This is a genomic window from Nocardioidaceae bacterium (assembly GCA_018672315.1).
Classification (GTDB): domain Bacteria; phylum Actinomycetota; class Actinomycetes; order Propionibacteriales; family Nocardioidaceae; genus TYQ2.
The window spans coordinates 2,433,689-2,446,248 of the sequence record CP076053.1; the positions used below are offsets into that span (position 1 = coordinate 2,433,689).

Below are 12,560 nucleotides of genomic sequence, written 5' to 3' on the forward strand. Positions count from 1 at the left end.
CGGGTCGGGCGGGGACGGGTCGGCAGCCACAGACCGACGCGCGAGGCGCGAGGGACGCGACGAGCGTCACGGCGATACCGTCGCGGGATGGACACCGACCCGGGTGAGAACGCCACTGCCGCCGAGGACGTCGCCGCCGCGCTGCGAGGTGACATCCGGCTGGTGACCTCGATGCTGGGGGAGACGATCCGGCGTACGCACGGGGAGGACCTGCTCGACCTCGTCGAGCGTGTCCGCAACGCCGCGAAGGACGACGAGCTCGACCTGCCGGAGCTCGACGTCGCGACCGCGACGACGCTGGCGCGTGCGTTCACCGGCTACTTCCACCTCGCGAACGTCACCGAGCAGGCGCACCGCGGACGTGCGCTGCTGCAGCAGCGCGCCGACGGGCAGGCCCCGCTGGCCCGGGCGGTGGGTCGCATCGCCGAGGCCGGCCTGGCGACCGAGGACGTCGCCGCCGTGGTCAGCCAGGTCGCCGTACGCTCCGTCTTCACCGCGCACCCCACGGAGGTGGCCCGGCGCACCACCCTCGACAAGCTGCGCCAGGTCGCCGCCCTCCTGGACCGACCCGTCGACCGTCGCCGCGACCGGGCGCTGCAGCGGGCCGTCGAGCTGCTGTGGCAGACCGACGAGCTGCGCGTGCAGCAGCCCGAACCCCTCGACGAGGCGCGCAACGGCGTCTACTACCTCGAGGGTCTGCTCGACGCGGCCGTGCTCGACGTCGTCGACGAGCTCGGCGACCACCTGCGCACCCTCGACGTCGAGCTGCCGCGCAGCGCCCATCCGATGCGGTTCGGGTCGTGGATGGGTGGCGACCGTGACGGCAATCCGTACGTCACCCCCGAGGTGACCCGCGAGGTGCTCGCCCTGCAGGCCACCCACGGCCTGGGCCTCCTGCGCCGCAAGGTCGACACGCTCCGCCGCGACCTCTCGGTCAGCGAGCGCATCTCCGACGCCTCGACCGACCTGCGGGCCCGCACCGAGGAGATGCTCGAGTCATTGCCCGAGGTCGAGCCGCGCTACCGGCGCCTCAACGTCGAGGAGCCGTACCGGCTCTTCCTCACCTGCCTCGACGTGCGCCTGCGGCTGACCGCCGACCGGGTCCGCTCGCGCGCGGCTCACGAGCCGGGGCGTGACTACCGCGACGACACCGAGCTGCTGGAGGACCTGCTGCTCCTGCACGCCTCCGTGCACACGCACCAGGGCCCCCTGGTCGCCGACGGGGACCTGCTGCGCCTGGTCCGCACCGTCGCGGCCGCCGGTTTCACCCTGGCCACCCTCGACGTGCGCGAGCACGCCGAGAAGCACCACCACGCCGTCGGTCAGCTGCTCGACCGGGCCGGCAGCACCGAGACGCCGTACGCCGAGCTCGACGCCGAGGGCCGCTACGCGCTGCTCACCGCCGAGCTCACGGTGCGTCGCCCGCTCTCGCCGCAGCCGCCGCCGCTGGACGAGGAGGGCGCCCGCACCGCCGCCGTCTTCGAGGTCGTCCGCGAGGCGCTCGACAGCTACGGCGAGCGCATCGTGGAGAGCTACATCATGTCGATGACGCGCGACGCCGACGACGTGCTCGCAGCCGTCGTGCTGGCGCGCGAGGCCGGCCTCGTCGACCCGGTCGCGGGCACCGCCCGGATCGGGTTCGTGCCGCTGCTGGAGACCGTGGAGGAGCTGGAGAAGGCGGTGCCGATCCTCGACCGGCTCTTCTCCGACCCCTCCTACCGACGCCTGCTGACGGCGCGCGGCAACGTGCAGGAGGTCATGCTCGGCTACTCCGACTCCAACAAGTCCGGCGGCATCGCGACCTCGCAGTGGCTGATCCAGCGCGCCCAGCGGCGCACGCGGGACCTCGCGGCCGAGCACGGCGTACGGCTGCGGTTCTTCCACGGTCGGGGCGGCTCCGTGGGACGTGGCGGGGGCCCGACGTACGACGCGATCATGGCGCTGCCGTACGGCACGGTCGACGGCGAGGTGAAGCTGACCGAGCAGGGCGAGGTGATCAGCGACAAGTACGCCCTGCCGGTGCTGGCGCGGGAGAACCTCGAGCTGCTCGTCGCCGGCACCCTGGAGGCCTCGCTGCTGCACCGCGAGGACCGTCGCAGCCCCGACCAGCGCGAGCGGTGGGACGCGCTGGCCGACCACGTCTCGCGCGCCTCGCAGGAGCGCTACGACGAGCTCGTGGCGATCCCGGAGCTGACGGAGTACTTCCTCGCCTGCACCCCGGTCGACATGCTCGGCGCCCTGCACATCGGCTCCCGCCCCTCCTCCCGGCCCGGGCAGGACACCAGCCTCGACGGCCTGCGAGCCATCCCGTGGGTGTTCGGTTGGACCCAGTCACGCCAGATCATGCCCGGCTGGTTCGGGGTCGGCTCGGGGCTGGCCGCCGCGGCCGCCGACGGCTCCGCCGAGGAGCTCCGTGCGATGTACGAGGGCTGGCCGTGGTTCCGCACGTTCCTCGACAACGTGGCCATGACGCTGTTCAAGACCGACCTCGACATCGCCGAACGCTACGTACGCGTCCTCGCTCCCGCGCACACCCACCACGTGCTCGAGGTCATCCGCGAGGAGTTCGCGACGACGCTCGAGCAGGTGCTCGCGGTGACCGGCGACGAGCAGCTGCTGCAGCGCGAGCCGGTGCTCCGTCAGACCCTGCAGGTGCGCGAGAACTACCTCGCGCCGCTGCACCTGCTGCAGGTGCAGCTGCTGCGCCGCTACCGGGACGGTGAGGACGACCCCGACCTCGAGCGTGCGCTGCTGCTGACGATCAACGGCATCGCGGCCGGCATGCGCAACACCGGCTGAGGCTGCTACGGTCGCGGCAGACGAGAGGGAGTAGTCCCTGACAGTCGTGTCGACACACTGGTCCCGAGGCGTACGCGCCGCACGGACCCGGCACGGCAGGCCACCACCGGTCCTGGCGCTGATCCGAGCGCCGGTCCGCCGGGGGAGGCGGACGAGACTCTCGGCCAGACGACCAGTCGACCCCACACAGACTGGCCTGGCCGAGGTGTCCTCCCCGGTTGAGCCGGAGGTCGTCGCGGTCGGGCCTCGAGAGGATCCCCGCATGGAAGCCTTCCTGATCAGCACCGGCGTCATCTTCCTCGCCGAGCTCGGCGACAAGTCCCAGCTCATGGCGATGACCTTCGCGACCCGGTACCGCATCCGCGACGTGCTCATCGGCATCACCGCGGCCACCGCGATCGTGCACCTCGCCTCCGTCGCGATCGGAGGCCTGGTCGGCTCCGCGTTCGCCGACTACCAGGGCGTGATCAACGTGCTCGCCGGGCTCGCGTTCCTGGGCTTCGCCGCCTGGACCCTGCGCGGCGACGAGCTCACCGAGGAGGAGGCCAGCAAGGCCAAGCAGGCCACGGGCGCCGCGATCCTCGCCGTCGGCACGGCGTTCTTCCTCGCCGAGCTCGGCGACAAGACGATGCTCGCCACGATCACCCTGGCCACGCGCGAGGGATGGCTCGGCACCTGGATCGGCTCCACCGTCGGCATGGTGGCCGCCGACGCCCTGGCCATCGCGGTCGGCGCGCTGCTGGGACGCAACCTGCCGGAGAAGGCCGTGCGCTACGGCGCCGCGGTGCTCTTCGCCCTCTTCGGCGTGCTCCTCGTGCTCGAAGGCGTCGGGGTCCTCTGACCCGGCGTCAGCGGCAGACGTCGGAGCCGCTGTCGCGTTCCCGGTCGTCGACGTCGACGAAGCGCCACGCGTACGCCCCGGGCTCCAGGTCCACCTCGAGCACGCCGAAGGTGTCGCCGACGCGTGTCTGCGACCCCGGTTGCGCCGTGTCGGAGAAGTCGTAGAGGGACTTGCCGCCGGTGCCCACGACGAAGCCGCGGAGACCCTCGTCCTCGGACGGACGCAGGTCCTCGTCCAGCGGAGCGAAGCGCTCGTACACGTGGTCGTGGCCCCACAGCGCCACGTCGGCGCCGCCGGTGACGGCGGCCTGCCACAGCGGCTCCACCGACGCGTCGGGGCCACCCTGGGAGGAGACCCGCGGGTGGTGCCAGGCGACGAGCTGGCACCGCCCGGGGTCTTCGGCCAGGCGCTCGGTGAGCCATGTCGCCTGGGCGTCGCAGTCGGCTCGGTCGCACGTGCCGTCGAGGAGGTAGACCCCCCAGCCGCCGAGGCGGTAGGCCGCCGGGACCTCCTCCTCGAAGGTCTCCCGCCAGCCCTCGAGGTCGCTGCGCCACTCGTGGTTGCCGGGGATCGTGAGCAGGCGGTCGGAGAAGCGCCCCCAGGAGTCCTCCCACGACGCCTCGAACTGCTCGGTCGTGGCGTCGGGGTACTGCAGGTCGCCGAGACCGAGCACGACGTCGGGGTCCAACCGGTCCGTCAGGTCGGCGGTCGCCTCGTGCCGGCACGTCGTCGCGGTCACGGGGGCGCCGGCCTCGCAGGCGATGTCGCCGACCGCGGCCAGTCGTACGGTCTGTGTCGGCTCCCCGAATCCTGCCGTGCCGGCCACAGGCTCGGAGGCCGAGCAGCCGGTCAGCGCGGCGAGGAGCGCGAGGACCGCGAGAGCGACCGCCGCCGTGGCGCGACGACGCATCCTCACATCACCGTCGGTGCATCGGCCTCGTGAGGACCGGAGGAGACCATCGGCAGGCCGGCGTCGGCCCAGGCGAGCATCCCGCCGGCCACGTTGACCACGTCGAAGCCGACCGGGGTCAGGGCCTGCACCACCTGTCCGGAGCGGTTGCCGGACCGGCAGATGACCAGGACCCGGTCCGAGGGCAGCTGCGAGACGTCGAAGCGGCTCGCCGGCATGTGCACGGCACCGGGCGCGTGCCCTGCGTCCCACTCGTGCTGCTCGCGCACGTCGAGCAGGGTGAGGCCGTCCTCGGCCGCGGAGTGGGCCGTGCGTACGTCGACGTCGGCGGGGTCGTGGGGCTGGTTCATGCGGTCCTCCTGGGGCGGGTGCGGCCGTCGAGGCTCATCGTCATGGTCCCGGCGGCGACGTGGTCGGTCACGAGGCTGAAGCGGTCCCCGCGGACGAGGGTGTGGCGCCACTCCAGCGGCTGCCCCCGGAGCTCCCCGAGGCGGTCGATGGCCAGCGCGGCGGTGCGGCCGTCCAGGTCGAGGAGCATCTGCTCCGCGGGGGTGGGGACGACGGCGCGTACGGTCTCGCGGCCTCCGGTCAGGCGGACGCCGCACCGCCGCTCGAGCTCGTCGTAGAGCGAGGTGTCCCCGAAGTCCGCCCCGAGCAGCGGCGTCGCCACGGCGGCGGGCAGCCAGACGCGGTCCAGGGCGAAGGGCTGGTCGTCGAGCAGGCGCAGCCGCTCCAGGTGCACCAGTGGGGTCGACTCCTCGAGGCCGAGCCGCGCGGCGACGGTGCCGTCGGCGAGGGGCTCGAGCCGACGGACGACGCTGCGCTGGGTGTGCCCGGAGTCGCGGGCGGCGGTGAAGAGGCTGTAGAGCGTGCCGCCGCCGGCCGTGACCGCGGTGTCCGCGACGCGGCTCTGCCGACCGCGGCCGGCGTCGAGCAGGCCGGACTCCCTCAGCTGCCGCAGTGCCTGTCGGACGGTGTGCCGGGAGACGGCGTACTGCTCGACGAGGGCCAGCTCGCCGGGGAAGCCGTCGGTGAACTCGCCGGTGCGGAGCCGCCGCTCGATGTCGGTCTGCACCTGGGACCACAGCGGACGGGAGCTGGACCGGTCGATCGCGTCGACGGGCGCGGGGCGGCGAGTCGTCATCGCTCCTCCGGCTGGCAAACGAGCGCGGTGGGGTGGTGCGGTCACCACCCCACCGGAAGATGTCCGCTCGATCGTACGCGGGACGTCAGGTCGAGGGACCTCAGGCGCTCGGCGGGGCCTCGCCGAAGGTGGAGGTGTCGATCACGGCCCGGTAGCGCACCGTGCCGTCGACGACCTTGTCGTAGTACTCGTCGGTCTTGTCCGCGTCGATCAGCTCGATCGTGGCGGTGATGCCGTGCTCGGCGCAGAAGTCGAGCATCTCCTGGGTCTCCGGGAGGCCGCCGACCATGGAGCCCGACAGCGAGCGCCGGTTCGGCAGCAGGGAGAAGGCCTGCACCGACAGGTCCTCCTCGGGTGCGCCGAGGTTGTGCATGACACCGCCGCGGCCGAGCAGGTTCATGTACTGGTCGAGGCCGATCGCCGAGCCGACGGTGTTGATGAGCACGTCGAAGTGGCCGCGCAGCTGCTTGAAGACCGAGGCGTCCTCCTCGGTGGCGTAGTAGCTCGTCGCCCCGAAGGACAGCCCGTCCTCCTTCTTGTCGGACGTGCGCGACAGGACGCTCACCTCCGCGCCCATGGCGGCCGCGATCTTGACGGCCACGTGGCCGAGTCCGCCCATGCCGATGACGCCGACCTTGGTGCCCTTGCCGACGTCGAGCGCCTTGAGCGGGTGGTAGGTGGTGATGCCCGCGCAGAGCAGGGGAGTGGTGGCGGCGAGGTCGACACCGTCGGGGATCTTCACGACGAAGTGGTCGCGTACGACGACCTGGCGGGAGTAGCCGCCGTAGGTGATCTCGCCGTCCTTGCCCTTGTCGCTGTAGGTCTGCACGACGCCCCGGAGGCAGTACTGCTCCTCCCCGTCCTTGCAGGCCTCGCACTCCAGGCACGCGTCGACGAAGCAGCCCACGCCGACGGTGTCGCCGACCTGGTGAGCCGTGACCTGGTCACCGACCTCGACGACCTTCCCGATGATCTCGTGACCGGGGACCATGGGGAAGATGCCGCCGCCCCACTCGTCGCGGGCCTGGTGGATGTCGGAGTGGCAGATGCCGGCAAAGGCGATGTCGATGCGCACGTCGTCGGGGCGTACGTCGCGCCTCTCGACGGTGCCGCGCTCGAAGGCGGCGCCGGCCTCGGGGACGGTGAGGGTGGAGATGGTGGTGCTCACGCTGGACGCTCCTGGTGTCGATGTCGTTGACCGTTACACCACTTCCCGGGGTCGGTCGTGCCCAACCGTTGCGGTCCGCCACCAAGGCTTCCCGACCGGCCGGCGATCTGCTTGTCTGGACACATGACACTCGGGGAAGCCCCTGTCGCCATCGTGGCGCGCAGTGACCTCACCGCGTCCGTCAGGGCGCAGATCACGGGCTCGGACGCCTCGGACCTGCAGGCGATCGTCGAGCTGGTCGCCTCCCAGCTCGGAGCGCCTCTCGTGGCGCTCGCGGTGCTGCACGAGGAGGTCTACCGCTACGACGTCGTCTCCGGCGGCGCGCCCTTCGGCAACCCCGCACCGCAGGCGCTCTGCCAGTTCGCCACCGGACGGGGCCTGGTCGAGATCACCGACGCCTCGAAGGACCCACGCACCGCCGCGCTGGCGGCCGTCGACGGCCGCGAGGCCGCCGTCCGCTACTACTTCTCCGCCCCGGTCGTGGTGCGTGACGAGGAGGTCGGCAGGTTCTGCGTCTTCGACATGTCACCGCGCACCGCGAGCCCGGTCGAGCGCGAGGCCGTCCGCGTCCTCGCCGACGCCGCGGGCAAGATCCTCGACCGACGGCTGCGGGTCGCCGCGGAAGACGGGGAGGACGGTGACGCCGCCACTCGGCTCGAGGCCGCGGCCGCGGCGCGGGCCGATGTCGACGACCTCGTCGCCCAGGCCGCGCACGACCTCCGCTCACCGCTGGTCACCCTCGCGGCGAGCCTCGAGCTCATCGAGGACGCCGTGGGTGCCGCGCCCGACAGCATCACGGGCCTCCTGCTCTCCAAGGCACAGGGTGCCGTGACCCGTCTCAACGAACTGGTGCTCGGGGTGCTGTCGCTGCACGCGGCGCAGGGGGTGATCCGCGTCGTGGACGCCGACGAGGTCGCCGCCGCGGCCCGCGACGACCTCGACAGCCAGGTGCGCGCGCGCAACGGCCGGATCAGGCTCGAGCCGCTGGGACAGGTGCACGCCGACCCGGGGCAGCTGCACAGCGTGCTGCTCAACCTCATGGGCAACGGGCTGAAGTTCAACCGACCCGGGGTGCCGCCCGAGGTCGTCGTCAGCGCCGAGCACGGGCGCGACGGCGCGACGCTCGTCGTCAGCGACCAGGGGGTCGGCATCCCCGTCGAGCAGCGTGAGCACGTCTTCGAGCTGTTCGCCCGGGTCGGTGACGCCTCGGTGGCGGGATTCGGGATCGGACTGAGCACCGTGGCGCGCATCGTCCACGGACACGGTGGCAGCGTCGACATCGACGACGGCCCCGGCGGTCTGGGCACCCAGGTGCGTGTCTGGCTGCCGCACCAGCGGGAGGCCTCAGCCGCGTCCTGAGGACGGTCCGACGGGCCCGGGTGCCCCGACGGGCGAGGGCCAGCGCGGGGGACAGGAGTCGCCCGAGCTGGTGCCGGTGAGCCGTCGTCCCACCCACGGCAGCAGGTCGCGACGCACCCATGCGGCGTCCTCGCGGACCCGGTCGGTCAGCGTGCGCTGCGGCAGGGGCGCCGGTGGGGGCTTGGGCAGGTCGTGGTCGACGCCGAGCACGTCGAGCACCTCCGCCGCCATGCGCTGGTGGCCGGGCGTGGCCATGTGCATCCGGTCGGTGTCCCAGTAGCCCCAGTCCCGGTAGTCGGTCATCGCCCAGAAGTCGACGACGCTCACGCGGTCGCCCAGGCGCGAGGCGGTCTCGCGGACGAGCTGCCCGTACGCCTCGAAGCGGTGCCTCACCGGGCGGTAGACGACGGCGTCCCCGGGGTCGGCGGCGGTGAAGAGCACCAGGTGCGCCCCGCCGTCGACGACGCGGCGCAGGGCCGACTCGTAGCGGGCGAGGAGTGCGGCGACGTCGACGCGCGGCCGCAGGATGTCGTTGGCCCCGGCGTAGCAGGTGACGAGGTCCGGCTGCAGGGCGAGCGCGGCCCCGAGCTGCTGGTCGAGCACCGCGTCGAGCTTGCGGCCGCGGACGGCGAGGTTGGCGTACGCGAAGGACTCGCCCCGGGCGTCGGCGTGGTCGGAGAGCTCCTCGGCCACCCGGTCGGCCCAGCCGCGTACGCCGTTGGGGCGGGTCGGGTCGTGGTCACCGCAGCCCTCGGTGAAGGAGTCGCCGATGGCGACGTAGCGACGGAAGGTGGGCGCGGACGTCATCGTCGACTCCTCAGCGCTGCTGGTAGGTCGCGATCGAGACGCCGACGTAGTGCACGACGAAGCCTGCGATCGTCAGGGCGTGGAAGACCTCGTGGAAGCCGAACCACGCCGGGCTCGGGTCGGGCTTCTTGAGGCCGTAGACGATGCCGCCGACGGTGTAGCAGAGGCCGCCGGCGACGATCAGCCACAGCACGACCGGTGAGTCGGCGGCGAGGAACGCCGGCAGGAAGAAGACCGCGGCCCAGCCCAGGGCGATGTAGATCGGCACGTAGAGCCAGCGCGGGGCGTGGGGCCAGAAGACGCGGAAGGCCACGCCGGCGAGCGCGCCCGCCCACACGATCGACAGCAGGGTCGTGCGCGCCGCGCCGTCGAGCAGGATCAGCGTGAACGGCGTGTACGAGCCGGCGATGAGCAGGAAGATGTTGGCGTGGTCGAAGCGCCGCAGGACGCCCCACGTGCGAGGCGACCAGGTGCCCCGGTGGTAGACGGCCGAGACGGTGAAGAGCACCAGGGCGGTCAGCACGAAGATCGCCGAGCCGATCCGGGTCGCCGTGGTCGGTGAGAGGACGAAGAGCACGATCCCCGCGGCCAGGGTCAACGGGGCCGTGGCGAGGTGGAGCCAGCCGCGCAGGTGCGGCTTGACCTCGTCGAGGGCGTCGCTGACAGCGTCCGCGACACGGTCGCGCACACCCTCTCTCGGTCCCTCCGACGTCTCCCGCACAGTGTCGAGACTAGGCGACCGCCCGGGGGTACCCTGCCTCGGTGCCGGACTGGAAGCGAGTGGCCAAGCGCGGCGTGCGCCGCGTCCTCGTGCCGGCGTACGAGCGTCGGCTCAGCGACCGGCTCGACCACGAGCGGGTGCCCCGGCACATCGGCGTGATGCTCGACGGCAACCGCCGGTGGGCGAAGGCGGTGGGGGAGTCCACCGCCGACGGGCACCGCGCCGGCGCCGCCAACATCGAGCCCCTGCTGGACTGGTGCGAGGAGGTCGGCGTCGAGGTCGTCACCCTGTGGCTGCTGTCGACCGACAACCTCAAGCGCAGCGCCGCCGAGCTCGAGCCGCTGCTGGGCATCATCGGGGAGGTCGTCTCCTCCCTGGCCGACGCGGGTCGCTGGCGCATCCACCTCGTCGGACGGCTCGACCTGCTGCCCGAGAGCACCCGCACCTGCCTGGAGACCGCGGCCGCGTCCAGCGCCGGCTCCGACGGCATCATCGTCAACGTCGCCGTGGGGTACGGGGGACGCCAGGAGATCGCCGACGCCGTCAGCTCCCTGCTCCGCGAGCACGCCGAGCGCGGCACGTCGGTGCAGGAGCTCGCCGACCAGCTCGACGTCGAGCACATCGCGGCGCACCTCTACACGAAGGGGCAGCCCGACCCCGACCTGGTGATCCGCACCTCCGGGGAGCAGCGGCTCGGGGGGTTCCTGCTGTGGCAGTCCGCGGCCAGCGAGTTCTACTTCTGCGAGGCCTACTGGCCCGACTTCCGCAAGGTGGACTTCCTGCGCGCGTTGCGCACGTACGCGGAGCGCGACCGACGCTTCGGCGCCTGACCGCCGGCGCGGCCCTCCGCGTGACCGCCGTGTGAACTGCCCGTGAACCACCCCCGCGGACGCGCGTGTCGCCGCGGACCGGGGCCTCGGTCTGCCTACCGTCGGACCAGTGACCGGTGGGGAAGCCGGTCGCACCGGGAGGTCCCTTCGTGATCCGTCACGGCAGCACCACGAGCCCGCATCCGGGTTCACAGACCACGGCCCGGTCCGCGCACGAGTAGGCGGGCCGGGGCAGCGGATGCGCGTGCCGGCCCGAAGGGGAGTAGCAGTGACTGCAACGAATGCTCAGCCCGCCCCGTCGCCGCGCGCCGGCGTCCGCACCTACGTCGTCGACACCAGCGTCCTGCTCGCCGACCCCGGGGCCCTGCGACGGTTCGACGAGCACGAGGTCGTGCTGCCGGTCGTCGTGATCACCGAGCTCGAGGGCAAGCGGCACCATCCCGAGCTCGGCTACTTCGCACGCACGGCGCTGCGTGCCCTCGACGAGCTGCGCGTGGCCCATGGGCGGCTCGACGCACCTGTGCCGATCGGCGACGCCGGTGGCACGTTGCACGTGGAGCTCAACCACACCGATCCCTCCGCGCTGCCCTCGGGCTTCCGTCTCGGGGACAACGACACCCGCATCCTCGCCGTGGCGAAGAACCTCGCCGACGAGGGACGCACGGTGACGCTGGTCAGCAAGGACCTCCCGTTGCGGGTGAAGGCCTCGGCGGTCGGTCTGGACGCGCAGGAGTACCGCGCCGAGCGCGTCCACGACTCCGACAGCGGGTGGTCGGGGATGGTCGAGCTGGAGGTCGAGTCCGGCGTGCTCGACGAGCTCTACGACGTCGGCGTCACCCTGCTCGCCGAGGCGGCCGACCTGCCGTGCCACACCGGCCTGGTGCTGCTGAGCGACCGGGGGTCGGCCCTGGCCCGCGTACGCCCCGACAAGCAGGTGCAGCTCGTGCGGGCCGACCGCGACGTCTTCGGCCTGCACGGACGCTCCGCGGAGCAGCGGGTCGCGCTCGACCTCCTCATGGACCCCGAGGTCGGGATCGTCTCGCTCGGGGGGCGCGCCGGCACGGGCAAGTCGGCCCTGGCGCTGTGCGCCGGGCTCGAGGCGGTGCTGGAACGTCGCCAGCACAAGAAGGTCGTGGTCTTCCGGCCGCTGTTCGCCGTCGGCGGGCAGGAGCTCGGGTACCTGCCCGGGTCGGAGTCGGAGAAGATGGCGCCCTGGGCGCAGGCCGTGTTCGACACCCTCGGAGCGGTCAGCAGCCCCGACGTCGTCGAGGAGGTGCTGGCCCGCGGCATGCTCGAGGTGCTGCCGCTGACGCACATCCGTGGCCGGTCGCTGCACGACGCGTACGTCATCGTCGACGAGGCCCAGTCGCTGGAGCGCAACGTGCTGCTCACCGTGCTCTCGCGCGTGGGGGCGAACTCCAAGGTGGTGCTGACCCACGACGTCGCGCAGCGCGACAACCTGCGGGTCGGCCGCCACGACGGTGTCGTGGCGGTGGTGGAGCGTCTGAAGGGCCACCCGCTCTTCAGTCACACCACGCTCACCCGCAGCGAGCGCAGCCCGATCGCGGCCCTGGTGACCGAGATGCTGGAGAACGTGACGATGTAGCCCGCGGGGACGTCGCGAGGCGCGATCGTGATTTCCCTGCGACAGGCAGCCCGCTGCGCCGGTCCTCATGTGTCGGCTCAGCGGGCTGTTCGCGTCGTGATCGCCGTCAGATCGTGCCAAAACGTCGGCGCAGCGGGATCTGGGTCACTTTTTTCAGTCTCAGGTTGATAACGACAGCGCCGCCTTGGGATGGTTCCTCGGTCGCGTCGAGACCGCTTTCCCACTCGCCGGCACGAACCGCCTCACCACCGTGAGCGCGGCCGTGCGTCCGGCGGGGCGGTGGCGCCGACATCCTGTCGTCGATCCCCTGGTGGTGCATCAGCTGTGGCACGCCCTGCCCGTCCCCTCCGTCATGCCCCGAGGCACTCCTCGTGT

12 protein-coding genes are annotated in these 12,560 nt (G+C 72.3%); 5 read left to right on the plus strand and 7 right to left on the minus strand.

Features of this window, described 5'->3' with window-relative positions:
• Positions 1-87 precede the first annotated feature (87 nt).
• Positions 88-2,799, plus strand: coding sequence for a phosphoenolpyruvate carboxylase (gene ppc, locus KLP28_11785; protein QWC84261.1), 2,712 nt, complete (start codon positions 88-90; stop codon positions 2,797-2,799).
• Positions 2,800-3,061: 262 nt separating this feature from the next.
• Positions 3,062-3,640 (plus strand): TMEM165/GDT1 family protein, encoded by a 579-nt coding sequence (locus tag KLP28_11790; GenBank protein ID QWC84262.1) that lies wholly within the window; start codon positions 3,062-3,064, stop codon positions 3,638-3,640.
• 7 nt (positions 3,641-3,647) lie between these two features.
• Here the strand turns inward: KLP28_11790 and KLP28_11795 are convergent, their stop codons facing one another.
• The 4 genes from KLP28_11795 to KLP28_11810 form a co-directional block, all read right to left on the minus strand.
• Positions 3,648-4,550 (minus strand): metallophosphoesterase, encoded by a 903-nt coding sequence (locus KLP28_11795; protein ID QWC84263.1) that lies wholly within the window; start codon positions 4,548-4,550, stop codon positions 3,648-3,650.
• 2 nt (positions 4,551-4,552) lie between these two features.
• Positions 4,553-4,900, minus strand: coding sequence for a rhodanese-like domain-containing protein (locus KLP28_11800; GenBank protein QWC84264.1), 348 nt, complete (start codon positions 4,898-4,900; stop codon positions 4,553-4,555).
• Positions 4,897-5,694 carry a GntR family transcriptional regulator gene (locus KLP28_11805; protein QWC84265.1) on the minus strand — a complete coding sequence of 266 codons (798 nt, stop codon included), beginning with the start codon at positions 5,692-5,694 and terminating at the stop codon, positions 4,897-4,899. Before KLP28_11805 ends, KLP28_11800 begins: the two co-directional genes overlap by 4 nt.
• A gap of 100 nt (positions 5,695-5,794) precedes the next feature.
• Positions 5,795-6,862 carry an NAD(P)-dependent alcohol dehydrogenase gene (locus tag KLP28_11810; protein QWC84266.1) on the minus strand — a complete coding sequence of 356 codons (1,068 nt, stop codon included), beginning with the start codon at positions 6,860-6,862 and terminating at the stop codon, positions 5,795-5,797.
• Between the two features lie 123 nt (positions 6,863-6,985).
• Between KLP28_11810 and KLP28_11815 the strand changes: the two genes are divergently transcribed.
• A complete protein-coding gene (locus tag KLP28_11815; protein QWC84267.1) occupies positions 6,986-8,221 on the plus strand; it encodes a hypothetical protein in 1,236 nt (411 codons plus the stop codon).
• Here KLP28_11815 and KLP28_11820 read toward each other — a convergent pair.
• Complete coding sequence (locus KLP28_11820; GenBank protein ID QWC84268.1) at positions 8,207-9,028, minus strand: SGNH/GDSL hydrolase family protein; 822 nt, start codon at positions 9,026-9,028, stop codon at positions 8,207-8,209. The two genes, KLP28_11815 and KLP28_11820, sit on opposite strands and share 15 nt — an antisense overlap.
• 10 nt (positions 9,029-9,038) lie before the next feature.
• Positions 9,039-9,716 carry a hemolysin III family protein gene (locus KLP28_11825; GenBank protein QWC84269.1) on the minus strand — a complete coding sequence of 226 codons (678 nt, stop codon included), beginning with the start codon at positions 9,714-9,716 and terminating at the stop codon, positions 9,039-9,041.
• Positions 9,717-9,808: 92 nt separating this feature from the next.
• On the opposite strand from KLP28_11825, the gene KLP28_11830 reads away from it, so the two are divergent.
• On the plus strand, positions 9,809-10,579 hold the full coding sequence (locus tag KLP28_11830; GenBank protein QWC86955.1) for an isoprenyl transferase: 771 nt from the start codon (positions 9,809-9,811) through the stop codon (positions 10,577-10,579).
• Between the two features lie 238 nt (positions 10,580-10,817).
• Complete coding sequence (locus tag KLP28_11835) at positions 10,818-12,185, plus strand: PhoH family protein (protein QWC84270.1); 1,368 nt, start codon at positions 10,818-10,820, stop codon at positions 12,183-12,185.
• A 106-nt stretch (positions 12,186-12,291) separates the two neighbouring features.
• Here the strand turns inward: KLP28_11835 and KLP28_11840 are convergent, their stop codons facing one another.
• Positions 12,292-12,516 (minus strand): hypothetical protein, encoded by a 225-nt coding sequence (locus KLP28_11840; protein ID QWC84271.1) that lies wholly within the window; start codon positions 12,514-12,516, stop codon positions 12,292-12,294.
• Positions 12,517-12,560 lie beyond the last annotated feature (44 nt).